Source organism: Arthrobacter sp. SLBN-112, assembly GCF_030944625.1.
In the GTDB taxonomy this organism is placed as follows: domain Bacteria; phylum Actinomycetota; class Actinomycetes; order Actinomycetales; family Micrococcaceae; genus Arthrobacter.
Genome location: NZ_JAUSXY010000001.1, coordinates 344070 through 369515, shown reverse-complemented (window position 1 = coordinate 369515; position 25446 = coordinate 344070). Strand labels below are relative to the sequence as shown.

Annotated in this window: 22 protein-coding genes and 2 pseudogenes; 14 read left to right on the top strand and 10 right to left on the bottom strand. The window is 67.3% G+C overall.

Annotated elements, in window-relative coordinates:
- Positions 1 to 31: 31 nt before the first annotated feature.
- From QF050_RS01725 to QF050_RS01705, 5 genes and pseudogenes are all read right to left on the bottom strand, one after another.
- Positions 32 to 1288, bottom strand: coding sequence for an acyl-CoA dehydrogenase family protein (locus QF050_RS01725; RefSeq protein ID WP_308928872.1), 1257 nt, complete (start codon positions 1286 to 1288; stop codon positions 32 to 34).
- A gap of 128 nt (positions 1289 to 1416) precedes the next feature.
- On the bottom strand, positions 1417 to 2139 hold the full coding sequence (locus tag QF050_RS01720) for a helix-turn-helix domain-containing protein (protein ID WP_308928871.1): 723 nt from the start codon (positions 2137 to 2139) through the stop codon (positions 1417 to 1419).
- Between the two features lie 82 nt (positions 2140 to 2221).
- Positions 2222 to 3244, bottom strand: a complete 1023-nt coding sequence (locus tag QF050_RS01715; protein WP_308928870.1) for an NAD-dependent epimerase/dehydratase family protein — start codon at positions 3242 to 3244, stop codon at positions 2222 to 2224.
- Positions 3238 to 4209, bottom strand: a complete 972-nt coding sequence (locus QF050_RS01710) for an aldo/keto reductase (RefSeq protein ID WP_308928869.1) — start codon at positions 4207 to 4209, stop codon at positions 3238 to 3240. The genes QF050_RS01715 and QF050_RS01710 overlap by 7 nt, the downstream gene beginning before the upstream one ends.
- A 55-nt stretch (positions 4210 to 4264) precedes the next feature.
- Positions 4265 to 5087 (bottom strand): annotated as a pseudogene (locus tag QF050_RS01705) (aldo/keto reductase).
- Between the two features lie 201 nt (positions 5088 to 5288).
- Here QF050_RS01705 and QF050_RS01700 point away from each other — a divergent pair.
- Both QF050_RS01700 and QF050_RS01695 read left to right on the top strand, forming a co-directional pair.
- Positions 5289 to 6206 (top strand): helix-turn-helix transcriptional regulator, encoded by a 918-nt coding sequence (locus QF050_RS01700; RefSeq protein WP_308928868.1) that lies wholly within the window; start codon positions 5289 to 5291, stop codon positions 6204 to 6206.
- Positions 6207 to 6357: 151 nt separating this feature from the next.
- Entirely contained in the window at positions 6358 to 6564 is a 207-nt protein-coding gene (locus tag QF050_RS01695) for a hypothetical protein (protein WP_308928867.1), read from the top strand.
- Positions 6565 to 6637: 73 nt separating this feature from the next.
- On the opposite strand, the gene QF050_RS01690 is transcribed toward QF050_RS01695, so the two are convergent.
- Together QF050_RS01690 and QF050_RS01685 are read right to left on the bottom strand one after the other, a co-directional pair.
- Positions 6638 to 6850, bottom strand: a complete 213-nt coding sequence (locus QF050_RS01690) for a dodecin (RefSeq protein WP_308928866.1) — start codon at positions 6848 to 6850, stop codon at positions 6638 to 6640.
- A gap of 116 nt (positions 6851 to 6966) precedes the next feature.
- Positions 6967 to 7671, bottom strand: a complete 705-nt coding sequence (locus QF050_RS01685) for a FadR/GntR family transcriptional regulator (RefSeq protein WP_308928865.1) — start codon at positions 7669 to 7671, stop codon at positions 6967 to 6969.
- Positions 7672 to 7843: 172 nt separating this feature from the next.
- Between QF050_RS01685 and QF050_RS01680 the strand changes: the two genes are divergently transcribed.
- The 7 genes and pseudogenes from QF050_RS01680 to QF050_RS01650 all read left to right on the top strand — a co-directional run bounded on the left by QF050_RS01680 (position 7844) and on the right by QF050_RS01650 (position 15105).
- Complete coding sequence (locus tag QF050_RS01680) at positions 7844 to 9328, top strand: four-carbon acid sugar kinase family protein (RefSeq protein WP_308928864.1); 1485 nt, start codon at positions 7844 to 7846, stop codon at positions 9326 to 9328.
- 93 nt (positions 9329 to 9421) lie between these two features.
- Entirely contained in the window at positions 9422 to 10321 is a 900-nt protein-coding gene (locus QF050_RS01675) for an NAD(P)-dependent oxidoreductase (RefSeq protein WP_308928863.1), read from the top strand.
- 171 nt (positions 10322 to 10492) lie between these two features.
- Positions 10493 to 11959, top strand: a complete 1467-nt coding sequence (locus tag QF050_RS01670) for a GntP family transporter (protein WP_308928862.1) — start codon at positions 10493 to 10495, stop codon at positions 11957 to 11959.
- Entirely contained in the window at positions 11959 to 12810 is an 852-nt protein-coding gene (locus tag QF050_RS01665) for a class II fructose-bisphosphate aldolase (protein ID WP_308928861.1), read from the top strand. Before QF050_RS01670 ends, QF050_RS01665 begins: the two co-directional genes overlap by 1 nt.
- A 35-nt stretch (positions 12811 to 12845) precedes the next feature.
- Positions 12846 to 13247 carry a DUF1304 domain-containing protein gene (locus QF050_RS01660; protein WP_308928860.1) on the top strand — a complete coding sequence of 134 codons (402 nt, stop codon included), beginning with the start codon at positions 12846 to 12848 and terminating at the stop codon, positions 13245 to 13247.
- 90 nt (positions 13248 to 13337) lie between these two features.
- Positions 13338 to 14760 (top strand): annotated as a pseudogene (locus tag QF050_RS01655) (acyltransferase).
- 15 nt (positions 14761 to 14775) lie between these two features.
- Positions 14776 to 15105, top strand: a complete 330-nt coding sequence (locus QF050_RS01650) for a GNAT family N-acetyltransferase (RefSeq protein ID WP_018763726.1) — start codon at positions 14776 to 14778, stop codon at positions 15103 to 15105.
- Positions 15106 to 15141: 36 nt separating this feature from the next.
- On the opposite strand, the gene QF050_RS01645 is transcribed toward QF050_RS01650, so the two are convergent.
- Positions 15142 to 15465, bottom strand: a complete 324-nt coding sequence (locus QF050_RS01645; RefSeq protein WP_308928859.1) for a hypothetical protein — start codon at positions 15463 to 15465, stop codon at positions 15142 to 15144.
- 464 nt (positions 15466 to 15929) lie between these two features.
- Here QF050_RS01645 and QF050_RS01640 point away from each other — a divergent pair, with 464 nt between their 5' ends.
- The 5 genes from QF050_RS01640 to QF050_RS01620 are packed head-to-tail and all read left to right on the top strand — an operon-like array spanning position 15930 to position 22156.
- Complete coding sequence (locus tag QF050_RS01640; RefSeq protein WP_308928858.1) at positions 15930 to 17555, top strand: aspartate aminotransferase family protein; 1626 nt, start codon at positions 15930 to 15932, stop codon at positions 17553 to 17555.
- The gene (locus QF050_RS01635; RefSeq protein ID WP_308928857.1) at positions 17552 to 18892 is read left to right on the top strand and encodes a lysine N(6)-hydroxylase/L-ornithine N(5)-oxygenase family protein; all 1341 of its coding nucleotides are present in this window, start codon (positions 17552 to 17554) and stop codon (positions 18890 to 18892) included. Before QF050_RS01640 ends, QF050_RS01635 begins: the two co-directional genes overlap by 4 nt.
- Complete coding sequence (locus tag QF050_RS01630) at positions 18889 to 19476, top strand: GNAT family N-acetyltransferase (RefSeq protein ID WP_308928856.1); 588 nt, start codon at positions 18889 to 18891, stop codon at positions 19474 to 19476. The genes QF050_RS01635 and QF050_RS01630 overlap by 4 nt, the downstream gene beginning before the upstream one ends.
- Positions 19473 to 21350: an IucA/IucC family siderophore biosynthesis protein gene (locus QF050_RS01625; RefSeq protein WP_308928855.1), complete on the top strand. Its 1878-nt coding sequence runs from the start codon at positions 19473 to 19475 to the stop codon at positions 21348 to 21350. Before QF050_RS01630 ends, QF050_RS01625 begins: the two co-directional genes overlap by 4 nt.
- A 26-nt stretch (positions 21351 to 21376) precedes the next feature.
- Positions 21377 to 22156 carry an SDR family oxidoreductase gene (locus QF050_RS01620; protein WP_308928854.1) on the top strand — a complete coding sequence of 260 codons (780 nt, stop codon included), beginning with the start codon at positions 21377 to 21379 and terminating at the stop codon, positions 22154 to 22156.
- Here the strand turns inward: QF050_RS01620 and QF050_RS01615 are convergent.
- Positions 22106 to 23245, bottom strand: a complete 1140-nt coding sequence (locus QF050_RS01615) for an FUSC family protein (RefSeq protein ID WP_308928853.1) — start codon at positions 23243 to 23245, stop codon at positions 22106 to 22108. The two genes, QF050_RS01620 and QF050_RS01615, sit on opposite strands and share 51 nt — an antisense overlap.
- A gap of 211 nt (positions 23246 to 23456) precedes the next feature.
- Positions 23457 to 25046 (bottom strand): MFS transporter, encoded by a 1590-nt coding sequence (locus tag QF050_RS01610; RefSeq protein ID WP_308928852.1) that lies wholly within the window; start codon positions 25044 to 25046, stop codon positions 23457 to 23459.
- Between the last annotated feature and the right edge of the window lie 400 nt (positions 25047 to 25446).

Genomic DNA, 25446 nt, shown 5'->3' with positions numbered 1-25446 from the left:
GAGAGGAGCGGCCAAAGTCAGGCGGTAGGGCTCAGGCGAAGGCGGAGACGCCTGTGATGCCGCGGCCGATGATCAGCGCCTGCACGGTTTCGGTGCCTTCGTAGGTGTGGATTGCTTCGATATCGGCCAGGTGCCGGGCCACGCGGTTGGCCAGCAGGATGCCATTGCCGCCCAGGAGGTCACGGGCATTGGAGGCGATGCCGCGGGCCGTCCGGGTGCAGGTGTACTTGACCAGCGAGGCCTGTTCCGGGGTCAGGGTGCCGGCTTCGTCGAGCCGGGTCATCTGGACCACCATGAGCTGCATGGTGGCCAGTTCGCTGAGCATCCGCGCGAGGCGCTCCTGGATGATCTGGGAGGCGGCCAGCGGGCGGCCGAACTGCTTGCGCTGCCTGGCGTACTGGACGGCCGTCTCGTAGCAGGCAGTGGCATGCCCGACGGCGGACCAGGCCACACCGAGGCGGGTCGCCAGCAGGACGCGGGCGGTGTCCTTGAACGTGCGTGCGCCCGGCAGGACGTTCCCTTCGGGAACGAAGACGTTCTCCAGCCGGATGTGGGCCTGCCAGATGGCGCGAAGGGCCAGCTTGCCTTCGATCGTGGTGGCTGCGTAGCCGGGGGAGTCTTGCGGAACCAGGTAGCCGTGGACCTGGCCGTCGTCGCCGCGCGCCCAGACTACGCTGACTCCGCCGATGGAGCCGTTGCCGATCCACTTCTTTTCGCCGTTGAGCAGGAAGCCGCCGTCCGTGCGGGTGGCCGTGGTTTCCAGGGCCACGGAGTCGGATCCATGGGTGGGCTCGGTGAGGGCAAAGGCCGCGTATTCGGTCCCGCGGGCGATCGCCGGCAGCCATCGCTCCTTCTGTGCCTCGGATCCGCACTCCGCGACGGACCGCAGGGCAAGGCCGCCCTGGACCGCGATCATGGTGGCCACGGATCCGTCCCCGCGGCTGATTTCCATGTTCACCAGTCCGGCGGCCATGCTGCTCATCGGTTCGAAGCCGTCCACGGCGATGCCGTCGCGGAGCAGGTCCAGTTCGCCGAGGCGGTGGAGGAGGTGCAACGGGTACTCGCCGCGTTCCCAGTAGCCGTCGATGACGGGGAGGACTTCCTCCTGGACGAAGCGGCGGGCGCGGTCCCAGTACTTCCGGTCTTCGGCGTTGATGCCGGCGAGGACGGAGGCAGGATCGGTGCCGAGCGCCTCGGTGAGAAGGTACTCGGGTTCCACCGTTCCGGCCGGGAACTCCGGCGCACTTCCGGTGACGGTGGGCGCGGGGGCGGGCGACGTCGTCGTCATGTCTGCATCCTCTGGTTCAGCGGCGGCCGCGGGCCGCCCGGGTGATGTGGCTCACGCCGCATCGACTAAGAATGCACTGAAACGCAGTTCCACGTCAAGAAACTCCGTACCAGACGCCCTCCGGGGTTTCAGGGCAAGGCATCGCGGACCGCTTGGGCGATGGCGTCCTTGTCCGCCGGGCCGGCGAGCACGGTGACGACGACGGTCGCCGCCTTTTGATCCGGGGCATCGGCAGGCGCGGGAGGACCGAGGAGCGCCGGCCGGAAGGTTTCGGCCAGGGCTGCGAGTTCGCTGGCCAGTGCTGCTGCCCGTGCTGTGTCAGGCTGCCCGGTTTCGCCGGTGGCGGGTGCAGCGCGAAGCCATTGCCGGAGGAAGGCATTGTGTACGGCGACCACGGCTGCGGCGTAGGCAACGGCAGGGTACTCGCGCCGGCCGTCCTTGGGCAGGTTGTCATTGAGGTACCGCAGGAAGGCCCGCTCATACCGGTGTGAGGTGACCAGTTCCCGGTCCCGGAGGGCCGGCACGGCCTGCAAAAGTCCGTACCGGGCCAGGGACGTTGCGCGGTTCTGCAGGTGGTGGTCGAACACCAACAGTGCCGCGTCCGCCACGGCGGCCAGGGGCTCCAGCCGCGACTCGGCGAGCCGCTCGTTCACTTGGCGGAGGATTCGCTCGTGGTCAGCGAAGACCACATCCTCCTTGGATCCGAACCTCCGGAAGAACGTGCTGCGGCTCATTCCCGAGGCTTCAGCCAGCTCCTCGACAGACGTGGCATCGAAACCCTGTTTGGCCAGGAGGTCGATGGCGGCGGCAACTGGGCCGTCGGCAGGATGGCTGGGAGGAGGCGAGGTCATGCGCCGAAATCTAGCACAGCGGCAATGTGGCCGGCCTGCCGCGGGATGCTGCGGCAGGCCGGCCACGAGCGGCACCTTCGGATCAGGCGCCTTGCCGGGACGAGCCGATGAGCTTGTCCGAAAGCTGCATGTAGGCCTCGTTGACCTGCTGCAGCTCCGGATGGGCGTCATGCCACTGGACGATTTCCCGGGCGCCGTCCGCAAACGGGATGGTGGCCGAGTAGTCCGGGACCAGGGACTTGATCTTGGTGTTGTCGAAGACCACCGAGTGGGACCGGTCGCCCAGGAGGTTGGAACCCAGTTCCTGGTCGTGCGCGGCGATGGTCTGGGATGCCACGTGCACCAGTTCCGGTTCACGGACGCCGGCCGCCCGTGCGAAGAGCCGGTAGATCTGGTTCCACGGCAGGTACTCGTCGGAGGTGATGGTGTAGCTTTCGCCCACCGCCTGCGGCCTTCCGAGCAGGCCCACAAACGCCTTGGCGAAGTCCTTGCTGTGCGTGAGGGTCCACAGTGAAGTGCCGTCGCCGTGCACCATGACGGGAAGCCCGCTCCGCATCCGGTGGAGGTCCGTCCAGCCGCCCACCATGGCGATCTTGGTGCGGTCGTAGGTGTGCGACGGCCGGACCACGGTCAGCGGAAAGTCATCCTCCCGGTAGGCCCGGAACAACAGCTCCTCGCACGCGATCTTGTCCCGCGAGTACTGCCAGAAGGAGTTCTTCAACGGCGTGGACTCCAGGATGGGCAGCCTGGTGGGCGGCTTTTGGTAGGCGGAGGCGGAGCTGATGAAGACGTACTGCCCCACCCGGTCCCGGAACAACTCCATGCTCGTTTGCGCCTGGTCCGGGGTGTAGGCGATGAAGTCCGCCACGGCGTCGAACTCCCTGCCGCCCAGCACCTCGCGGACGGCGGCCGCATCACGGACGTCCGCGTGCAGCACTTCGGCACCCTCCGGAACCGGCCTGGTGGATTGGCCCCGGTTCAGGATGGTCAGCCGGTGGCCCAGCGCGACGGCGCGTTCTGCCGCCGCCGCGCTGATGACCCCGGTGCCACCGACGAAGAGGATGCTGCGCGGCGCCACGGTGTCGGCATTGCGGGAGGTCACCACGCGTAGTCTTCCGGTGCCGTGCGATGCCCGGGGAAGATGTCGTCCAGCCGCTTGAGCGCGTCTGCGTCGAGGGTGACGTCCAGGGCGCGGATGGCGGCATCCAGTTGTTCCTGCGTGCGCGGGCCCACGATCGGGGCGGTCACGGCGGGCTGGTGCAGCAGCCAGGCCAGTGCCACGTCGCCGGGTTCGTGCCCCAGTTCGTCGGCGAAGTCCTCGTACTGGCGGATCTGGTCCTCATGCTTCTTCAGGGTCTCGGCGGCGCGTCCTTCGGTGCGCCGCACGCCCTGGCGTTCCTTCTTCAGCACGCCGCCCAGCAGGCCACCCTGCAGCGGCGACCAGGGGATCAGGCCCAGGCCGTACTGCTGGGCCGCCGGGATGACTTCCAGTTCCACCTGGCGCATGAACAGGTTGTAGATGGACTGCTCGCTGACCAGTCCGTTGTAATTCCGCCGCCGCGCCGCTTCCTGGGCCTGGGCGATGTGCCAGCCGGCGAAGTTGCTGCTGCCCGAGTACAGGATCTTTCCTTGCTGCACTGCCACGTCGATGGCCTGCCAGATCTCGTCCCAGGGCGTGTCACGGTCGATGTGGTGGAACTGGTACACATCGATGTAGTCCGTCTGCAACCGCTTGAGGCTCGCATCCAACGCCCGGCGGATGTTCAGCGCCGACAGCTTGGATTCGTTGGGCCGGTCCGTCATGGTGCCGTACAGCTTGGTGGCCAGGACGGTGTGCTCGCGGCGCTCGCCGCCCTTGGCGAACCAGCGACCAATGATCTCCTCGGTCCAGCCGCGGTGGTCCGCCCCGCCGTATACGTTGGCGGTGTCGAAGAAGTTGATGCCGGACGCGTGGGCGGAGTCCATGATGCTGTGGGCGTCCGCTTCCTCCGTCTGCGGTCCGAAGTTCATGGTGCCAAGGCAGAGGCGGGAGACTTTGAGGCCGGAGCGGCCCAGATGGGTGTACTGCATGAAAAATCCTTTCGAGGGTCGGGCGCGTCCGTCCGGTGGGTGAGTTTGTCGAAACCTACATCTGGGTGAAGGCGGCGACGGCGGGATCGGAACCGATGCGGGCGCCGGACTCCAGTGCCGTGATGGCGTCAAGTTCGTCGCTGGAGAGCGTGAGGGAGGATGCCGCGAAGTTCTCCCGGATCCGGCCGGGGTTGGCCGACTTGGGGATGACGATGTTTCCGTTGGCCAGGTGCCAGGCCAGCACCACCTGGGCGGTGGTCGCATCGTGGGCCTGGGCAATCTCGGTAACGGCGTTCCCGTTGAGGTCCCCGCCCTGCCCCAGCGGGCTGTACGCCTCCACCGCGATGCCCAGGTCACGGCACTTTGCCGCCAGGTCCGCCTGCTGGTAGCTCGGGTGGAGTTCGATCTGGTTGACGGCCGGCACGGTCTGGGCGGATTCCAGCAGCGTGTCCAGGTGGTCGGAGAGGAAGTTGGAGACTCCGATGGCGCGGATCTCCTTGTTCTCGTACAGCCGCTCCATCTCCTTCCAGGCCTGGACGAACAGTCCCTGGGAAGGGACCGGCCAGTGGATGAGGTAGAGGTCGATGAAGTCCAGGCCCAGCGCCTTGCGGCTGTTCTGGAAGGCTTCCTGCGCCCGGCCCTGCTCACCGTTCCGGAGCTTGGTGGTGACGAAGATTTCCTCGCGGGGGATGCCGGTGGCGGCAAGTGCCGCGCCTACTCCGGCCTCATTGCGGTAGGCGGCCGCTGTATCGATGTGGCGGTATCCGGCCTCGAGGGCGTCCTCCACGGTCCGCTGGGTGTCCTCCCGGCGGAACCTGGAAAACGCCGAAGCCAAGTTGCGGGATGGTGACGCCGTTGTTGAGTGTCAGCTCTGACATGGGTGTGCTCCTATGGCGATGGTGATACGTGGATCGGTGCCGGCTGCTCGACGAGGAGAAAGCGGTTTCCGCTGGCTCACTCCTGAGCCTATGCACTTTTGCCCGTCAAGTCAGCAAGCAAAGCTGTTCCTGTTTTTCCTAGGATTCCCAGTCCTACCTTTTGTGTAGAGCAAGGCACCTGTCCCGGGCAGAATGGTCTGCATGGGTCAAAGCGCCGAGTTCGGAAAATTCCTCAAAGCCATGCGGTCCCGGCTGAGTCCGGAGGTTGCCGGAACGGGTCCCAGCACCGGTGCCCGCAGGGTTCCGGGCCTGCGCCGGGAGGAAGTGGCCCGGCTGGCCGGGGTCAGTACCGACTACTACGTCCGGCTCGAGCAGGGCCGCAACATCCACCCCTCACGCACTGTGCTGGACGCGGTGGCCCGGGCGCTGCGGCTGGACAGCAGCGAGCACGCACACATGCTGGACCTGCTTGAGAACTGTGCGGGCGGCCCCCGTGAGGCCGGGGGCTCCGCCGCGCAGGGGGTCCGGCCGTCGCTGCGGCAGCTCCTCGACGCGGTGGGGGAGGTACCCGCCATGGTGCTGGGCCGGCGCAGCGATGTCCTGGCCGGCAACCGGATGGCATTCCTGCTGTTCACCGATTTCCCTGCGCTGCCTCCCGCTGAGCGGAACCTCACCCGCTGGACCATCCTTGACCCTGCGGCACGGGAGCTCTTCAGGGACTGGAAAACGGTGGCTGCCGAGGCCGCCGGGTCCCTTCGGGTGGACGTGGGGCGGCACCCCAACGATCCGCAGGCCAACCACCTGGTGGGCGAGCTGGCCGTGAACAGCGAGCATTTCCGCCAGTGGTGGGCAGGGCACCGGGTGGCTACGAGGGCGGCAGGAACGGTCCGGCTGCACCACCCCGAGGTGGGCGACCTGGAACTGAACTTTGAGAACCTGGTGCTGCCGGAGGACCCCGACCAGACGCTCCGGGTGTACTCCGCACGGCCGGGCTCGCCGTCGTCGGACGCGCTGGCGCTGCTGGGCAGCCTGGGTGCACCCGCCAGCAGCGCCGGTGCGCGCGACACCGGCAGTGCGCGGGACGCAGCCGCGGTGGCCGAGGGCGGCCAAGCGGACTGAGCGGCGCGTCAAGGGCGCCGTTACTGTACATTCGTCCAGCGAATGGCGGCGATTCTGGCCAGCCGCCCATTGGTCCATGGCCGGCCGTTTCCTAGGGTGGGAGTACAAGCTTCCCTGCCCAGTTTCTTATCACCCCAGGATGGTCTCAACGATGAAACGCATCGCACTGCTGAAGGAGCGCCAGGCGTCCGCCGGCGCCACGTCCACAGCCACGGGTTCGCACTGCCCGGCCTCCGGCCTGTGGAGCCCGGAATCCGACTCCCGCACGGTCCTGTCCTTCTTCGAGGGCCAGGTTTTCCCCGCGTTCGACGGCGCCGCAACGGTCTGGCGGCGCCGCAGCCCGGGTACGGCGAACTAGGGCGCGCCCGGTCAAGCAGCAGGAGGTCGTGAAGCCAACGCTTCACGACCTCCTGGCGTTAAAGCTGTAATGTTCAGTGATCTTCCAGGCGGAAGCCGAGCTTGATGGTTACCTGCCAGTCCGCCACCTTGCCGTCTTCGAGGTGGCCCCGGACTTCCTTGACCTCGAACCAGTCGAGGTTCCGCAGGGTCTGCGATGCCTTGGCGATACCGTTCCGGACGGCGTCGTCCACGCCCTCGGTGGAGGTGCCGACAATTTCAGAAATGCTGTACGTGTGGTTGGACAACTTCGCTCCTCGTGATCATCGTTGCTCCCGGTTGCGGGCCGTCCCTGAAGCCTAGTAGTACTCCGAGAGCGTTGACCAGAGGGGATTGCCTCGCGCATCAATGCCGGCCTGCGGGCCTACTTGGCCGGCAGGACCAGGTTCCGCAGGTCGTCCAGCGTCTGCTGCATGTGCAGGTCCATGGCCGTGCGGGAGCGGACGGGGTCGCGGGACTCCAGGGCCTCGGCGATGTTCTGGTGGTGCCCGATAGCGTGTTCCTGGATTGCAGGAACTGCCGACGTCTCCGCCCGGCGCTTCTCCAGGACACGGTGCAGCGGCTCGAACAGGACAGAGACGAATACGTTCCCGGCGGCGCGCAGGATGAGGTCGTGGAAGCCGAGATCGGCCTCCACGAAAGCTGCGACGTCATTGATGCTGTTGGCGGCCTTCATAGCCGAGACGTACGCGAACAGGGAGGCGATGTCCTCCTCCGAGATTCGTCCGGCGGCAAGTTCGCAGGCTCCGGTTTCCAGCATCCGGCGGAGCTCGATGAGCTGGATGGAGGCAGCGGCGTCGTTCTTGCCCTCTGACGCTGCCCGGAGCACGGCCTCCAGTGATGTCCAGCGGCTCAGGGGGTTGACGAACGTCCCCCGGCCACGTTCGACGCTGAGGATCTGTTGGGCCTGGAGCGTCTTCATCGCTTCGCGGACCGTCATCCGGCTGACCTCGTGGCGGGCGCTGAGTTCCAGTTCGCCCGGAACGGTGGCGCCTGGCGGGAACTCGCCTTCGATGATGCGGTCCAGCAGCTCGTCGGCCACGATGCCCACCAGCGATTTCCTTGCCATGGTTCCCCCGCTTCCTGCTTCCGGCCCACGCCCGGCGAATATGTCAGACAAGTCTACTTGCGCGTCTTTATGCCGTGTGCCACACTAACATTCAAATGCAAGATGTCAGACATCTTACAGTTACCTTTACATCAGTATCCGGGTCCCGGATCGCTACACAACGGAGTGCACTGTGACGCTTGAAGCAGACCTTCTGGCCGCCTATCCGGCAGACATGGAGATCCCGGCAGGGCTTGTTGCCGGCTCGCTGGCCGCTTCCAACGCGGAGGTTCCCCGCGTCCTGGTAGTGCTCGACGACGACCCCACCGGCACCCAGTCCGTGGCAGACCTGCCCGTGCTCACCAGGTGGGACGTGGAAGACTTCACGTGGGCCTTTAGCCAGGGAAAGCCCGCGGTTTACGTCCTCACCAACACCCGCAGCCTCGACCCTGCCGAAGCCGCAGCCCGCAACGAGGAAGTGGTCCGCAACGCCCTCACCGCGGCAGGATCGCCGGAATCCCTGCGGTTGGGTTTCGTCAGCCGCAGCGACTCCACCCTCCGCGGCCACTTCCCGCTGGAGCCGGACGTCATCGCGGCCACCGTTGCCGAGGTCAGCGGAGAGAAGACCGACGGCGTGGTCCTGGTTCCCGCGTTCCCCGACGCCGGCCGGCTCACCATCGGCGGCGTCCACTACATGCGCGGCACCGGTGAGGCCAAGGGCACCGTGGTCCCCGTCTCCGAGACCGAGTTCGCCAAGGACGCCACGTTCGGTTTCAGCACGTCCGTCATGGCCGACTACGTCGCTGAGAAATCCCAGGGCAGGTTCCCCGCGGACTCAGTGATCGCCCTGGACCTGAACATCATCCGGGCCGGCGCCTCTGCCCAGGACCCGGCCATCTCTGCCAAAGCCATCGCGGATGCGATCGAGCCCGCCACCGACTCCACCCCGATCGTGGCGGACATCGTTACCGAAAACGACTTCCGTGCCCTGGCACTGGGCCTTGAAGAGGCTGAACGCCGCGGCAAGAAACTTCTCTACCGTGTTGGCCCCCCGTTCGTTCGCGGCCGTATCGGCCAGGAAGTCCGCGCTGCGCTCACGGCCGACGAGGCCTACGCAGGGAACACCCCATCGGAGGCGGGCGGCCTGATCGTTGTTGGCTCGCACGTCGGCCTCACCACCCGCCAGCTCAACGTCCTCACCGCCGAACACAGCTCGGCGCGCATCATCGAGATCGACGTCGAGAAGCTCCTCGGCGCCGAAACCGAAGCCGGCGCACACCTGGACCAGACCGTGGACGCCGTCATCGAGGCCCTGCGCGCCGGCGACGTCATCGTCCACACCAGCCGCCTGCTGATCAAGACGGACGACCCCGCCGAAAGCCTGCGGATCGCACGGACCGTCTCCGCCGCCGTCGTGGACGTGGTCAACCGCACCCTGAAGACCTTCCCGCCACGTTTCGTCATCGCCAAGGGCGGGATCACGTCCTCCGACGTCGCAGCCCACGGCCTGGAAATCCGGCACGGCATCGTCCGCGGCCCCATGCTCCCGGGCATCGTCAGCCTCTGGGAGCCGGTGGACGGCCCCGCCAAAGGCATCCCCTACATCGTGTTCGCCGGCAACGTGGGCGACGACGATTCCCTGGCCCAGGTCACCCGCAAACTCAGCAGCACCTTCTAATTTCGACAAGCTCAATCACCGGTGGTTGAGCTTGTCGAAACCCGGATTTCGACAAGCTCAATCACCGAATCGCCTTATTCAACGGAGAACACCATGACCAGCAACTACACCGTCACCGTCCTGGGCCTCGGCGCCATGGGCCTGCCCATGGCCACCCGCCTGGCCTCGCAGCTGACCGTCCACGGCTTCGACATCGCCGAGCCCCGCCTGGAGCTCGCCCGGGAAGCCGGCATCGCCACCTTCACCACGGCCCGCGAAGCCGCCAAGGGTGCCAACGCCGTCCTCCTGGCCGTCCGTAACGGCGAACAGCTCAATGACGTCCTCTTCGGCGAAAACGGCGTGGCCTCGGTCCTCGAGCCGGGCGCCGTCGTCATCCTCGGCAGCACCGTGGGCACCGACGCCATCCCCGCCACCGTGGCCAAGCTGGCCGAATACGGCGTGGACCTGGTGGACGCCCCGCTCTCCGGCGGCCCCAAGCGCGCCGGCGAAGGCGACCTGCTGATCGTCGTCGGCGCTTCCCCCGAAGCCCGCGCAAAGGCCGCACCGGCCCTGGACCTGCTCGCCTCCACCCTCACCGTGGTGGGCGACAACCCCGGCGACGGCCAGGCCGTGAAGACCGTCAACCAGCTCCTCTGCGGCGTCCACATCGCCGCCGCCGCCGAGGCCCTGGCCCTGGCCGACGCGCTGGGACTGGACCAGGCCAAGACCCTCGCCGCCCTCGAAGCCGGCGCCGCCGGTTCCTTCATGCTCTCCAACCGCGGCCCGCGCATCCTCGAGGCCTACAACGAGGAAGGCGCCGAGGTCCTGTCCCGCCTGGACATCTTCGTCAAGGACATGGGCATCGTGGGCAAAGCCACCCGCGCCGCCGGCCTGGCAGCCCCCGTTGCCGCCGCCGCCGAGCAGCTGTACCTGCTGGGCCAGGCCCAAGGCCTCGCCGCCGCTGATGACTCCGCCGTCATCAAGGTGGTCGCCCCCGCCAAGCGCACCAAGTAAGCCACCCCTCCCGCCCTTGCGGCACTAAAGGTACGACGACGGCGGTCCCCCCTCCGCCGTCGTCGTACCTCCCAGCGTTGCCGGCGCAGTCCCGCAACGTTTTATCCCCACCCCACCATTCCGTGATGCCGACCTGCCCCGGGGCCGGCCCGTCAAAGGAGACAACTCCCCGTGAACCACCTGATGAGTCCGCTGATACAGCGGGCGGCCGACGCTCCGGCCATTAAGCCCGCCGTTGAGCTGGGCACCCCGGTACTCCTCACCATCGCAGCGGTGGGCATCGCCATCCTGCTGGTGATGATCATCCGTTTCAAGATCCAGGCCTTCGTGGCCCTGCTCACGGTCAGCATCCTGGTTGCCGTGGCCGCCACCATCCCGCTGCAGGACATCTTCACAGTGGTCTCCAGCGGCGTGGGCAGCACCATGGGCAAGGTCGCCATCCTGATCGCGCTCGGCGCCGTGCTGGGCCGCATGATCGAGGTCTCCGGCGGCGTCCAGTCCCTCGCGGACCACTTCACCCGCAAGCTCGGCGCCCGCCGGGTGGCGGTGGCGCTGACCGCCGTCGGCTTCCTGGTGGCCATCCCGGTCTTCTTCGAAGTGGGCATCATCGTGCTGGTGCCCATCGTCTACGCCTTCGCCAAGATCGCCAAGGTCCACCCGGTGAAGTTCGGCCTGCCCATGGCCGGCATCATGCTCTCCATCCACGTCGCCGTCCCGCCGCACCCCGGAATCGTTGCCGGCGCCGGCGTGCTCGGCGCCGACATCGGACTGATCGCCCTGATCTCGCTGCTGATCTGCGTACCGCTGGGCTTCCTTTCCTACTGGGTGGCCTCCATCATGAACCGCAAGGACTACGAACTCCTGCCGGCCGTGAAGACCCAGGTGGAGGAGTTCGGCTCCGACTCGCTGGTCAAGGTGGGCCACGACGGCCCCGGTGCCGCCGCCATTGCACCGCCGCGGCCGGGCCTGATCATCTTCCTGATCGCCGCCCCGATCGTGCAGATCCTGCTCGGCACGGTTGGCACGCTCGTGATCCCCAAGAGCGATCCCCTGTACGGCCTGGCATCCTTCATCGGCAACCCGTTCCTGGCCCTCCTGGTGGCCGTGGCGCTGTCCTTCTTCCTGCTGGCCGTCCGCCGCGGCTGGTCCTTCCGGGAAACCGGCGAAATCTTCGAAGGCTCCCTCCCGCCCATCGCCTCCATCCTGATGGTGGTGGCCGCCGGCGGCGTGTTCGGCAACGTGCTGCAGGTCTCGGGCATCGGCGGGGCACTCTCCAAGACGCTGGACACGCTCGGCGTGCCGCTGCTGCTGCTCGGCTTCATCATTTCCCTGGCACTGCGTGCCGCCCAGGGTTCGGCCACAGTGGCCATCGTGACCACCACCGGCCTGCTGTCCGCAGCGGTCAGCGGTGGCGGCTACAGCCCTGCACAGATCGCCGTGATCGTGATCGCCATCGGCTTCGGCGCCCTGGGCCTGTCCCACGTAACAGACGCCGGCTTCTGGGTGGTGGTGCGCTACTACGGCCTGACCGTCTCCGACGGCCTGAAGACGTGGACCGTCCTGACCACCATCCTGGGCCTGGCCGGCTTCGCGCTGACCTTCGTAGCCTGGATCCTGGTGGGAGGCCTGGGCGTCTGATGCGTACCCGACTGGACCACCTGGTCACCTCCGCCCTGCAGCAGGGTTCCGCTGTGCCGGCCTTCACCTGCTACGACTTCACCACCGCGCTGGCCGTGGTGGCCGCCGCAGAGGAAGCAGGACGCGGCGCCATCCTGCTGGTGGCGCCCAAGACCGCCGCCACCGCGAACGGGCTCCGGCTCATCGCGGCGCTCCGCACCCTGGCGGATACCGCCGCGGTGCCGGTGGCAGTGCAGCTTGACCACGCCAGCGACCTGAAGGTGATGGCCGACGCCGTCGCGGCAGGGGCGGATTCCGTCCTCGCCGACGGTTCGTCCCTTCCCTGCGAGGACAACATTGCCCTGGTCCGGGCGGCCCGTGCCCTGCTGGGCGCCGACGTGGTGCTCGAAGCGGAACTTGGCGGCCTGGCCGGCGACGAGGACCGCGCCTTTTCCGCCGACCAGTTCGGCGCGGACGTTGCGGGCCTGACTGACTCCGCGCAGGTGGAGGACTTCGTGTCCCGCACCGGCGCGGAACTGCTCGCCGTGGCCGTGGGCAATGTCCACGGCAAGTACAAGGGCGAGCCGCGGCTGCGGTGGGATGTGCTCCAGGACATTGCGGCGCGCGTCCACATTCCGCTGGTGCTGCACGGTGCCTCCGGCATCCCCGCCGGGGAACTGGTCAAAGCCGCGGCGATGAACGTTGGCAAGGTCAACTTCAACACCGAACTGAGGACCGGCGTGCTGGCCACCCTCCAGGACCAGCTGCCCGACCACCGCGCGGACGGCGAAAACCTGCAGGGCCTGCTGGCCCGGTGGAACCACTCCGCCAAGGAATTCGCCACCGCAACGCTGGCCACGCTGGCGCGGTAGGACCGTCCCGTGAAGGGGGAGGCTAGGATCGAGCCATGATCCTGGCCTCCCTCTTTTTTGCCTTCCTTGCTGCGGCGCTGCACGTTTTCATCTTCACCATGGAATCCGTGACCTGGACACGGCCCGCCACCTGGAAACGCTTCAGCATCGGGTCCCAGGAGCATGCCGAGATCACCAGGCCGCTGGCGTACAACCAGGGGTTCTACAACCTGTTCCTGGCGGTCGGGGCCTTGATTGGAATCGGCCTGGTGGCGTTCGGGGCCGGGCCCGCGCAGGATGTGGCCGGCTGGACCCTGGTGTTTTCCAGCTGCGGCTCCATGCTCCTGGCGGCCGTGGTCCTGGCCCTCAGCGGCCGCAAGTACCTCCGCGCGGCCGCCACCCAGGGCGTAACGCCGCTGCTCGCCGTCGTCCTGGGCCTGGTGGCGGTCCTGCAATAGCAGCAGAAGGGACGTTTAGTCCTTAAACCAGGCGGGAGCCGGGAGCACAATGGTGCTGTGGACAACGCCAGGCTTCTGTAGGGTCCACCCGTGCGGAGCGCAAGCGAGCGGGGGACAGCAACCGGGGCGGACACGGCCAACCGTGATCCGGCCATCGACCTTGTCCGGTTGATCTGCCTGGTCCTGGTGGTGGTGGGCCATTCCATGATGGTCAGTCCGGTCCTGCACCCGGACGGGACCGTGACGACGGAGAACACCCTCGCCCTGCCAGGACTGGTTTGAACCCGTTATCTGGATCTTCATGGTCATGCCCCTGTTCTTCGTGACCGGCGGCATCACCGGCCTGCAGTCCTGGCGCAGGCTCAAAGCCCGCGGCGGGACCGCGGCCCAGTTCATCCGTGCGCGCCTCCTGCGCCTGGTTCTCCCGGCCACCGCTCTGCTGGCAACGATGGTGGCGGGTCTCTCCATGGCGGCCGCGCTGGGCGTGGACCGGCAGGTAGTCCAACTCCTGGCCACCGGGGCGGCCATGCCATTGTGGTTCCTGGCGGCCTACCTCGCGGCGCAACTCAACATCCCCGTCCTGGCGGCGCTCCATGCCCGCGCACCCTGGCTGGTCCTCGGCCTGCTCACCGCATTGGTGGTTGCCGTGGACTGTCTGCGGGGCGCCCTCCCGGACCTCGCCAACGCCAACCTGGTGTTCTTGTGGTGCGCAGTACAGCAACTGGGGTTCCTGGCCGCAGACGGCTACTTTTCCCGCCTCTCCCGCTCCGGGCTTCTGGGCCTCGCCGTGGCGGCAAACCTGCTGCTCGGACTCGTGACCGGGTTGGGCCTGTACCGGGGAAACATGCTGGTCAACCTCAACCCGCCCAACCTGACCCTCATGATCCTGGGCGTTTCCCAGCTGGCGGTGATGGAACTGGCGCGGCCGGTCCTTGCGCCGCTGGCCGGGGTCCGCTGGATTGGCCGGCTTCTGGCGCTGGCAGGTGCCAGGTCCCTGACGGTGTACCTGTGGCACCTGCCCCTGCTGGGCGCCATGTCCGGGTTGCTGCTCCTGGCGCCGATCCCCAAACCGGACTCCGGCACGGCCGAATGGTGGTGGTCGCGCCCCCTTGTGGTCCTGGCACTGATGATCCTGCTCCTGCCGGTGGCCGCAGCCTTTGGCCGGCTGGAGGAACGGACGACGGCGGCGCAAACCTTCCGCTGCCGGGCCGCCATGGCGGGGGCTGCCGTCGTGGTGGTCTTCATTCCCGTGGCAGACGCCGCCCTCAGCGGACTGTCACTGGGGCTGCTGGCAGCCGGCACGCTGTGCTTTTCCGCGGCGATCATCCTCCTGGGCGGGTTTCCGCTGCGGCGCCGGCGCCTGCCCGGGACCAAGCTCCGACGCGGGCAGGCTGCCCGGCTCGGGGCAGGGACACAGCGCGGGGCAGGGACGCGGAGTGGCAGCAGGCTCGCGGGCCGGACCGCGTCCCGCCGGAGGCGCGACGGAAGGGGCATTGCCAGCGGGGTGAAGTAGTGCCAGTGTCGAACCATGACCGAGAACACCATGTCCACAGAGGATAAGTTCACCCCCAACGTCACCTTGAGGCGCAACGACGCGGACCACCGGTATGAACTCCTGGTGGACGGCAGGCTCGCCGTCCAGGCCTTTTTCCACGACCTGCCAGGTCACATCGATTTCACCCACACCGAGACGGGCCAGGACTTCGAGGGGCAAGGGCTGGGCAAGGTGCTGGCCCATTTTGCCCTGGATGACGTGGTGGCCACCGGCAAACGCATCATTCCGCACTGCCCGTTCATGTCCAGCTACCTCCGCAAGCACGAGGGCTACGAGCAGTTCGTGGATTGGCCCGAGCGCTGACCCCGATCGGGGGCCGGCGCACACGGGAGCCGGGAGTCAGCTGGCCAAGGCCTTGTCGCTGACCGCCACGGCGGTCCCGGGGACGTCGATGGTGAAGCCGCAGGCGCAGCGGTAAGTGGTGATGGTTTCGGCCGCCTCCGGCCGCAGGGCGACCACGGAGGTTCCGTCAACGTACACGGGCTGCCGGACCGGCAGTTCCCCGTGATCGACAAGCTGCATCGGCGTACGGCAGTGCATGCGTGAATTGAGGGTCACCAGCAGTCCTGCGTCGACAGGTACCGTGGTGGCCAGAAACTGCTCAGCCGGCTCGCGGCGCTCCCCAAACGCCATTAGCTGGTCATCCATTGCGGTGGTCATCATGTTCTTCCTTGGGCTTCTTTCACGGAACCGCCAGCGGTGGCAGTCCCGCCGCGAACTGCTTGCGGAGGTTCATCTACCCCATAAGAAAAGCATGCTTACTAATTAGTGCACAAGTCAGGGCGGTCGGAACGTCCGGTCCGCAGGCTGGTGTGCAGGCCCGAACTCCAGGGCTTAACCGCCCTGCCGCTGCCACTGCCAGGCGTGCCTGTTGCCGATCCATGCTTCCCCCTTAGCGGCTGGCAGTCCCGCCGCCGGCGTGACCCCAAGCCTGGCGTCGAGGGGGGTATATGGGCACGGTCCGGGATGGTGTGTTCGCGGCTGGCGACGAAATACATCACAAAAGTTTGATTAAAAGGGTTACCTAAGTAAGGCTTGCCTTACAAGCGTGCAGCAAAAGAGCCTTCCGCTCCAGCCCTGCCCGGTCCGAGCACTGCCCCTCCGGCACTGACCAGCAAAGGAAACCCATGCCGTTGATGCCACACCCTGCCCCGCATCACGTGGAACCACCGCTTCCCGCGAATGACTCACCAGACCCTCTGGAACCGCCAGCCCTTCCCGCGGGCCAGGACTTCGCCTCCCGGCTGGAACTGGCGCTCGGGGCCAGCAACCACCTCTTCAATGCCAGGAACTCTTCCCGGTACGTGGCGCAGGTCCTGCAGGGTGTCAACGCGGTGGCCACCAAACTGGAGCGGACCACCCGGCCCTTCACCGGCGTCGAACCGTCAGAGCTGGAGGCCCGCGTGGGAGCGGTTGACCTGGATGCCCCGCTGCCGGACACCGCCGCCGCCCTGGAGGAGCTCGATGAGGTCTACCTGCGCGACGCCGTCTACTTCCATGACCCCAAATACGCCGCACACCTCAACTGCCCGGTGGTGATCCCCGCTCTGGTGGGCGAAGCCGTCCTTTCTGCCGTCAACTCCTCATTGGACACCTGGGACCAGAGCGCCGGGGCCACCATGATCGAGCGCCGCCTCATCGACTGGACCGCGCAGCGGCTGCACCTTGGTGCCACCGCGGACGGCATCTTCACCTCCGGCGGCAGCCAGTCCAACCTGCAGGCGCTGCTGATCGCCCGTAACCACGCCGTGGCAGGCCTCCGCCAGGACCCGGCCCGCCGCGGTCTCCGCCTGCCGGCGCTGCTGGATACACTCCGGATCTTCGCGTCCGAGGACAGCCACTTCAGCATCCAAAAATCGGCCGCGATGCTGGGCCTCGGATTCGACGCCGTCATCAGCGTCCCCTGCACGCCGGACCGCCGGCTGGACCCCGCCGCCCTGGCGGCCGCCATGGCGGAAGCGCGCGACGCCGGCCTGGTGCCGATGGCCGTGGTGGCAACCGCCGGGACCACCGACTTTGGCGCGGTGGACCCGCTCGCAGAGCTCGCTGCCCTGGCCCGCACGTCCGGCGCCTGGTTCCACGTCGATGCCGCCTACGGCGGCGGCCTGATGGTCTCCGGCCGGTACCGGCACCTCCTGGACGGAACCCGGCTCGCCGACTCGGTCACAGTGGACTTCCACAAGACCTTCTTCCAGCCCGTCAGTTCCAGCGCGCTGCTGGTCAGGGACCGGGCCATGCTGCGGCACGTCACCTACTACGCCGATTACCTGAACCCCGAAAGCGCCGCCCTCGCGGACATTCCCAACCAGGTGGACAAGAGCCTCCAGACCACCCGCCGCTTCGACGCCCTCAAACTGTGGCTGACGCTCCGCGTCATGGGGGCGGACGCCCTCGGCGCGCTGTTCGACGAAGCCATCGACCTCGCCGGGCGCGTGGGCCCGCTCCTGGACGCCGATGACGACTTCGAGCTCGCCGCACCGCCGCATCTCAGCACCCTCGTGTTCCGCTACCGCCCGCGGCTGGCCAGTGGGCAGCGGCTCAGTGAAGACGCCGCGGATGCGCTCAACCCGGCAGTGCGCGCGGCGGTCTTCGCTTCCGGCCAGGCAGTGGTTGCCGGCACCACAGTGGGCGGCCACCATTACCTGAAATTCACCCTCCTCAATGCCGAGGCCACGCTCGAGGACATCGCCGGAATCATCACGCTCCTGCGCCGCACCGGCGCGGAAATCCTGCGGGACGGAGCCGCCGCATGAGCACCCCCGCGGACGGTGCCATCCACGATTTCGCCGCCATCGGCGTCGGGCCCTTCAACCTTGGCCTGGCCGCCCTGGCTGAACCGGTGGAGGGCCTGGCCGGCGTCTTCCTGGAGCAGCGCGAAACCTTCGACTGGCACCCCGGGATGATGCTGGAACCGGCCCACCTGCAGGTTCCCTTCATGGCGGACCTGGTGACCATGGCGGACCCCACGTCGCCCTACTCGTTCCTGAACTTCCTCAAGCAGACCGGGCGGCTGTACCGCTTCTACATCCGCGAGGACTTCTACCCGCTGCGCGCCGAATACAACCAGTACTGCCAATGGGTGGCCGGGCAGTTGGCTTCCGTGCGTTTTGGCACAACCGTGCTGGAAGCGGCGTACGACGACGGCGTGTACCGGCTGGCCGCCTCCGGTCCAGGCGGGAGGGAGGTACTTTCGGCGCGGCGGCTGGTGCTGGGCACCGGCACCAGCCCGTACGTGCCCGAGGCCGGCCGGGGCATTATGGCCGATGCCGCCGCCGGCCGCGGGGGAGTGGCCTTCCACAACGCCGACTACCTGGCACGGAAGGCGGAGCTGCAGCAGCGGCGCAGCATCACCATTATCGGCAGTGGGCAGAGTGCGGCGGAGATCTACTACGAGCTCCTGCAGGAAGCGGACATCCACGGTTACCGGCTGGACTGGGTGACCCGCTCCGGCCGGTTCTTCCCGCTGGAGTACACCAAGCTGACCTTGGAAATGACCTCGCCCGAGTACGTTGACTACTTCCATGGCCTCCCGCAGGAACGCCGCGACCACCTCAACAAGGCTCAGAAGAACCTGTACAAGGGGATCAACTCAGACCTGATCGACGCAATCTACGACCTCCTCTACACCAGGAGCCTCTCCGGGATGGTGGCCACGCGGCTGCTGACCCATTCCACGCTCACCGCCGCCGGATGGGATGCGGCCGCCGGAACGCACACCCTGCACCTGCACCACGACGAGCAGGGCGCCGCTTACAGCCTGGACAGCGAAGCCGTGGTGTTCGCCACCGGCTACGGCTACCGGGAACCGGAGTTCCTCTCGGGCATCCGGGACCGCATTGCCCGGGACAGTGCGGGCCGCTTTGCGGTGGACCGCAACTACAGCACCGGGGTGGTGCCGGGGGAGATCTTCGTGCAGAACGCAGAGCTGCACACCCACGGGTTCGCCACTCCGGATCTCGGCATGGGTGCGTACCGCAACTCGTGCATCCTGCGGGAGATCACCGGCCGGGAGGTGTACCCCGTGGAACGGAGCATCGCCTTCCAGCAGTTCGGTGCGCCCGCCGGCATCACGGTGCAGGTACCGGCATGAGGTTCACGTTCCGCTGCGTCGAGCCCCGGGGCGACGCCGCGCTCCTGCACAGCTGGGTCACGCGCCCCTACGCCTCCTTCTGGGGAATGCTGGCCGCCGGCGTTGACGACGTCGCCGACGAGTACGCCGCCATCCAGGCGAGCGGACACCACCACGCCCTGCTGGGGCTCGACGCCGGCGTCCCGGCTTTCCTCGTTGAGGAATACCTGCCAGCGTCCTCGCCGCTGGCAACGGCATACCCGGTACGGCCCGGCGACGCGGGGATGCACCTGCTGGTCGCTCCGCCGTCGAACGCCCCGGAATCCGGCTTCACCACGGCCGTCATGGACGCAGTCCTGGCCCGGCTGTTCGCCAAGCCCGGGGTGGACCGGATCGTGGTGGAACCGGACGTCCGGAACACCAGGATTCACGCCCTCAACGAACGGCTTGGTTTTCGCCCGGCCGGTGTGGTGGCGCTCCCGGACAAGGACGCGCTGCTGAGCTTCTGCAGCCGGAACGACTACCTCGCCGCCCGGGCCGCGAACCCGTTCACCGCCCCTGCCCCGCCCGCCCACTATTCCGACAGCAATGGAGCACCACTATGACCACCGACCTGTACCCCGCCGCAGCCCCAGCGGCCCCGACCATCCCTGCCGGGGCAGTTGCCTCTCCGTCCGCAGTTTCCCACCTCAGTCCCCTCCGCTGGGAGGCGGCCAACCGGCACCTGCTCCGCAAGGCGCTCGCTGAGTTCTCGCACGAGCGGATCCTTGCGCCGGAGCGCATCCCGGCCGTGGAGCACGCCGGCAGCTACCGGGTAGTGAGCGACGACAGATCCCACGAATACCGTTTCGACGCGCGGATCCTTGACCTGGACCATTGGTCCATCGACGCCGGCTCCATCCGGCATTTCCATGAGGGCGCCGAGGCGCCGCTGGATGCCATGGAGTTCATCACGGCCTTCCACGAAACCCTTGGCATCAACATCTCCATGCTTCCGGTCTACCTGGAAGAAATCAGCAGCACGCTGGCCGGCCACGCCTACAAGCAAGCGGCCTGCCGGCCAACCGCCGCGGAACTGGCGGCAGGAGTGACCCGAGGCGCGGACGTTGCCGCCGACTTCCAGGCCATCGAACGCAGCATGTCCGAGGGCCACCCCGGCTTCGTGGCCAACAACGGCCGCCTCGGCTTCGGCATCAGCGACTACCACGCCTTCGCCCCCGAAACCGGTGCCCCTGTGCACTTGGAGTGGGTCGCCGTGCACCGCGGCTGCGCCGTCTTCACCTCGGCTGCCGGGCTGGACTACCGGACGCACCTCGGAGCCGAGCTCGGGCCTCTGCTGGGCACGTTCCACGCCGCGCTGAAGGAGCAGGGACTCGACCCGGAGCAGTACTTCCTCATGCCGGTGCACCCCTGGCAGTGGGAGAACAAGCTGGCAGTAACGTTCGCGGCGGAGATCGCCCGGCAGCGCATCGTCCATCTGGGCGCCGGAACCGATCCGTACCAGGCGCAGCAGTCGATCCGGACGTTCTTCAACACCGGCGCACCGGCGAAGAACTACGTCAAGACCGCCCTGTCCGTGCTGAACATGGGCTTCATGCGCGGGCTCTCCCCGCAGTATATGAAGGCGACGCCCGCCATCAACGACTGGCTGCGGGAACTGATCGGCTCAGACCAGGCGCTGCAGCAGCGCGGGTTCACCATGATCGGCGAGGTAGCCGCGATCGGATACCACAACCCGCAGTACGAGGCCGGCTCCGCGGAAGGCTCACCGTACCGGAAGATGCTGTCCGCCCTCTGGCGGGAAAGCCCTGTGCCGTTGCTGCGCGAAGGCCAACAGCTGGCCACCATGGCGTCTCTGCTGCACGTGGACGGGGCAGGCAAGCCGATGGCCGCCGCCCTGATCGAGCGCTCGGGGCTGGCCCCCGCCACGTGGCTCCGGCGGTACTTCGAGGCCTACCTCGTTCCACTGGTGCACTGCCTCTACCGCTATGAGCTGGCGTTCATGCCGCATGGCGAAAACGTCATCCTGGTTCTCGAAAACGGCGTGCCCGTCCGTGCCGTCATGAAGGACATTGCCGAGGAAATCGTCGTGATGGGGGACCGGGTTGAGGTGCCCGCGGACGCCGCGAGGATCAAGGCCGCGATCCCGGACGGGGAGAAGGTGCTGGCGATTTTCACCGACATCTTCGACTGCATTTTCCGCTTCCTCGCGGCGCTGCTGGACGAAGACGGCACCCTGCCCCGGGAGGACTTCTGGCGCACCGCGGCGGCAGCCATCCGGGACTACCAGGCGGAGCACCCCGGACTCGCCGCCCAGTTCGCCCGGCACGACCTCTTCGCCGCGGACTTTCCCCTGTCCTGCCTCAACCGGCTGCAGCTGCGCAACAACCAGCACATGCTCGATCTCTCCGATCCCTCCGGCGGGTTGCAGATGGCCGGGCGGCTGGCCAACCCGCTGGCCCGGTTCGCAGGCCGGTAACACCAGCGGCTGGTTAGGCTTGCAGCATGACGCCAACAACCGCACTTGTCACCGGGGCCAGCGCCGGGCTCGGATACGAATTCGCCAAGCAGCTCGCGGCCCAGGGGCACCAACTGGTCCTGGTGGCGCGCAACGCCTCGCGCCTGGAGGAAACGGCGGCGGACCTGCACCGGCGCTACGGGGCCACGGCTGAGGTGCTGCCCGCGGACCTGACGCGGGACGCCGACGTCGCCGCCGTCGTCGAACGCCTCCAGGACGCCGGGCGCCCGGTGGGGATCCTGGTGAACAACGCCGGAATCGGGCTGCTGCACAACTTCGAGGACAACCCGGTCGGGGTGGAGAAAGACCACCTGAAGCTGCACGTGGAAACGGCCATGGTGCTCACCCATGCGGCGCTGGGCGGGATGCTTGGGCGCGGGGAAGGCAGGATCATCAATGTGGCCAGCGTGGCCGCGTTCCTTCCCCGCGGCACCTACTCGGCGGCGAAAGCCTGGCTGGTCAGTTTCAGCCGGTGGGCCAACCTGGCGTACCGCAAGCGCGGGATCAAGGTCACTGCGGTTTGCCCGGGTTTCACGCACACGGAGTTCCACGACCGGATGGGCATGGACAAATCCGTGGCCCCGTCCTGGACGTGGCTGCGCGCGGAGCGGGTGGTGCGGGAGGGCCTGGCGGACAACGAGCGCGGCAAGGCGGTCTCCATACCTTCCAGGCGCTACAAGCTGGTGGCCGCCGTGGCCAAGCTGGCGCCGGCGCGGCTAATGGCGGGACCTGCGCGCAAACCAAAGCCGGTTCGCAACCCGGGGTAGCCGCGCCGGACCCACGAGGGAGGCCATCGTTCGCGACCCCGATCGCCGGACCGCCACCACCACCAGGATCCCCAGCAATGCGCCCACCAGCGTTTCCACTGCCCGCTCCAGGATCAAGACCCCCGGTTCTACAGGAGAGGCCAGCTGGGTCATGAGCAGGATCACCGGGGTGAACCAGACCATCGCCAAACCGTAGTGCCTGGTCATGAACAGTTCGGTGGCGAACTGGAACAGGATCACCAGGAGGGCCAGGACCTGGGCCTGGCGCACAGGCTCCTGGAAACCGGGGTACAGCCCGGCAAGCGTCCAGGGGGCCGGAAGGATTACGACGGCGGTCACCGCCAGCCCAAGGAACGTCCCCACGATGCGGTGGATGCCGCGCCGGACGCTGCTGGGAAGGTCCGCGCCGGCGAGCGGCACAGCTGCTGCGGCCATGGCCCAATGCGGGTGGCCGCTGCCGCTGAGGACGCCTATTGTTCCGGCGGCACCCACCGCCGTCACGTATCTTGCGGCGTGGACCACCAGTTTCCGCCGCCCGGCCGGTGAAGGGGGCACGGCCCTGGTGGCGCCAGGTTGCCAGGACTTGCGCCGGATCCAGCCGCTGAAGCCCACCGCGATGGAGAACAAAGCCGACCCGCCGGCGATGAGCATGGCAATGTGCCAGGGAACCGCAGCCGGAACGGAAGCGCAGGCTCCCAGGGCCAGGATGCCAAAGAAGGGCCCGTTGGGTTTCAACCGCACACGGTCTGCGTAGACGGACCCCACTCCCGCAAGGGTGGCTTCCACGGCCACCAGCCACCAGGAATGGAGGTGGTTGACGGACAGCGCGACCCCCACGGCCACTCCGCTGAGCAGCACCAAAGCGGCCTGGCTTTGGTGGCGGAGGCGCAGCTGGTGCGGCTCCGAGCGGCCGTACATTCCGGTGAGGGCCCCGAACACGGCATAGATGATGAGGTCCGTCCGGCCGATGGCCAGCAGGATCAGGGAGGGGACGGCTACGCTCAACGCTACCCGGAGCGCCGCTAGGTGGTCAGCGTTGGCCGGCTCGAGCCGGTGGAGTGCGCGTACCTGCTCCATGACGCGCTTCATGTCCCGAACCCATTCCGTATTATTGCCGTGCCGACGCCCTAAGGGGCCCTTGGGAACGTATCACCAGGCATTGGGCTGAGTCATTTCGCCGCAGCGGAGGCGGACACAAAAGGACATCCGGCGGCCACGCCAAGGCCCGCCCCGGTGCTTCCAGCAGGAAGTCCACGGAACGGGCCTGTGAGCGTGGGCTGCAAGGATGCCCAGGGGGAGCTTAGGCTCCGGCCGGAACCTCGCGGCGGATGTCGGCATCAGTCGCGTCCTGGGTCTCGAACGGCAGTTCGTCCAGGTTGATCAGGGGGTTCTCATCCTGGGTGGCCACCAATTCCTTAGCCTCAGCCTGGGTGTCAACGCTGGGCATGGAGCCCGGCAGCGGCATCTGGGCGGATTCCTTCAGGAAGTAGATCGCCACTGCCCCGATCGCCGAAGTGGCCATCAGGTAATAGGCCGGCATCATGTCGTTGCCGGTGGCGTTAATCAGGGCGGCAACGATGAACGGGGTGGTCCCGCCGAAGATGGCCACAGAGAAGTTGTATGCGATGCCCATGGCACCGTAGCGGCTGGCCGTCGGGAACTGGGCCGGGAGTGCCGACGCCAGGTTGGCCACGTAGAACGTCACCGGGAAGGCGATCAGGGCGAGGCCTGCCAACGTGGACCAGATCTCGCCGACACCGATCAGGAGGAATGCGGGGGCGGCCAGGACGACAGTGCTGAGGGCGCCGATCCACAGCACGGGGCGGCGGCCGATCCGGTCGGAGAGCTTGCCGGTCAGCGGGATGCACAGGCTCATGATGACCAGCACGGGGATGGTCAGCAGGGTGCCGTGCACCTCGTCGTAGCCCTTGGACTCGGTCAGGTAGGTCGGCATGTACGACGTCAGGGCGTAGCCGGCCGTGTTGGCCGCGGCTACCAGGATCATGGCGACGATGATGGAGCGCCAGTAGGCCTTCACGATGCCCACGGGGCCCTTGGACGCGGCCATGTCACCGGCGGCGGCATCCTTGGCGAGGTTCTCCTGGGCATCCAGGGTGGCCTGGAACTGGGGGGATTCCTCGATCTTGCTCCGGAAGTAAACGGCAATCAGGCCCAGCGGACCGGCCAGCAGGAACGGAATGCGCCAGCCCCACTGCTCCATGGTGTCCTGGCCGAGGGTCAGCTGCAGTACGGACACAAGGGCGGCGCCGGCGGCGAAGCCGAGGTAGCTGCCCATATCCAGGAAGCTGGCAAAGAATCCGCGCCGTTTGTCAGGGGCGTACTCGCTTACGAAGGTTGTGGCACCGGCGTACTCGCCGCCGGTGGAGAAGCCCTGGATTACCTTGAACAGGACCAGCAGGACCGCAGCCCAAATGCCGATCTGGGCGTAACCCGGCAGGAGTCCGACGGCGAAAGTGCTGGCCGCCATGATCATGAGCGTCGCGGCGAGGACCTTCTGGCGGCCGATCTTGTCGCCGAGCCAGCCGAACACAACTCCACCGAGGGGGCGGGCGATGAAAGTGGCGGCGAAGGTGCCGAGCAGGAACAGGGTCTGGACGGACTTGTCAGCCTCAGGCAGGAACACCGGACCCATGGTGGTGATCAGGTAGCCGAACACACCGACGTCGTACCATTCCATCGTATTACCCACGATGGTTCCGCCGAGTGCTTTCTTAAGCATCGGCTGGTCAACAACGTTAACGTCGGATTCCTTCAGCCGACGGCGCGGCAGGAGCCTGGGCTTCTTGGCTGCCGTGGCGGCAATCGGGTCTGTTCCGCTGGCGTTCCGGGCGCCTGCTGGGAAGTTGATACTGCTTCGGTCTGTGGGCATTTGGGCGACTCCTATGGAGGTCAATTGCTTGCGACTTGTAGCTGCCCCGCTCCGGGCAGGCCTTCAATTTTACGGGATCCCTGTGGCGTGGCGACAGTTTCATGGCGTAGGGTGCGCCCTTTTGGGGCCGTCCAGGGGCCGGATCCGAAGAATTTTGTCCCGCGTTTTCCCGCGCTACGACTGGGAAGCAGGCTGATCAACGGTGCACTTCCCAAAACTTTTCCATCCGAAACCGTTTCAGGTTCCATTTTTTGGTGATAATGCCCGCGGAAGTGAGCGCGGTCACCGCCTTTGGAGGGGTTCACAGGAGTCCTCGACGTGCCTATGGTAGAGCGATGAAAACACTTCTTTTCGGGTAATTGTCCGCGCACGCCCGGGCGCTCCAGCCGGCGTTTCGTTT

What these genes read in the sequence shown, in the direction of transcription:
- QF050_RS01725 (WP_308928872.1), bottom strand. Translation starts at nt 1,288, where the DNA reads ATGACGACGACGTCGCCCGCCCCCGCGCCCACCGTCACCGGAAGTGCG.
- QF050_RS01720 (WP_308928871.1), bottom strand. Translation starts at nt 2,139, where the DNA reads ATGACCTCGCCTCCTCCCAGCCATCCTGCCGACGGCCCAGTTGCCGCC.
- QF050_RS01710 (WP_308928869.1), bottom strand. Translation starts at nt 4,209, where the DNA reads ATGCAGTACACCCATCTGGGCCGCTCCGGCCTCAAAGTCTCCCGCCTC.
- QF050_RS01700 (WP_308928868.1), top strand. Translation starts at nt 5,289, where the DNA reads ATGGGTCAAAGCGCCGAGTTCGGAAAATTCCTCAAAGCCATGCGGTCC.
- QF050_RS01695 (WP_308928867.1), top strand. Translation starts at nt 6,358, where the DNA reads ATGAAACGCATCGCACTGCTGAAGGAGCGCCAGGCGTCCGCCGGCGCC.
- QF050_RS01685 (WP_308928865.1), bottom strand. Translation starts at nt 7,671, where the DNA reads ATGGCAAGGAAATCGCTGGTGGGCATCGTGGCCGACGAGCTGCTGGAC.
- QF050_RS01675 (WP_308928863.1), top strand. Translation starts at nt 9,422, where the DNA reads ATGACCAGCAACTACACCGTCACCGTCCTGGGCCTCGGCGCCATGGGC.
- QF050_RS01665 (WP_308928861.1), top strand. Translation starts at nt 11,959, where the DNA reads ATGCGTACCCGACTGGACCACCTGGTCACCTCCGCCCTGCAGCAGGGT.
- QF050_RS01660 (WP_308928860.1), top strand. Translation starts at nt 12,846, where the DNA reads ATGATCCTGGCCTCCCTCTTTTTTGCCTTCCTTGCTGCGGCGCTGCAC.
- QF050_RS01650 (WP_018763726.1), top strand. Translation starts at nt 14,776, where the DNA reads ATGACCGAGAACACCATGTCCACAGAGGATAAGTTCACCCCCAACGTC.
- QF050_RS01645 (WP_308928859.1), bottom strand. Translation starts at nt 15,465, where the DNA reads ATGATGACCACCGCAATGGATGACCAGCTAATGGCGTTTGGGGAGCGC.
- QF050_RS01640 (WP_308928858.1), top strand. Translation starts at nt 15,930, where the DNA reads ATGCCGTTGATGCCACACCCTGCCCCGCATCACGTGGAACCACCGCTT.
- QF050_RS01635 (WP_308928857.1), top strand. Translation starts at nt 17,552, where the DNA reads ATGAGCACCCCCGCGGACGGTGCCATCCACGATTTCGCCGCCATCGGC.
- QF050_RS01630 (WP_308928856.1), top strand. Translation starts at nt 18,889, where the DNA reads ATGAGGTTCACGTTCCGCTGCGTCGAGCCCCGGGGCGACGCCGCGCTC.
- QF050_RS01625 (WP_308928855.1), top strand. Translation starts at nt 19,473, where the DNA reads ATGACCACCGACCTGTACCCCGCCGCAGCCCCAGCGGCCCCGACCATC.
- QF050_RS01620 (WP_308928854.1), top strand. Translation starts at nt 21,377, where the DNA reads ATGACGCCAACAACCGCACTTGTCACCGGGGCCAGCGCCGGGCTCGGA.
- QF050_RS01615 (WP_308928853.1), bottom strand. Translation starts at nt 23,245, where the DNA reads ATGAAGCGCGTCATGGAGCAGGTACGCGCACTCCACCGGCTCGAGCCG.
- QF050_RS01610 (WP_308928852.1), bottom strand. Translation starts at nt 25,046, where the DNA reads ATGCCCACAGACCGAAGCAGTATCAACTTCCCAGCAGGCGCCCGGAAC.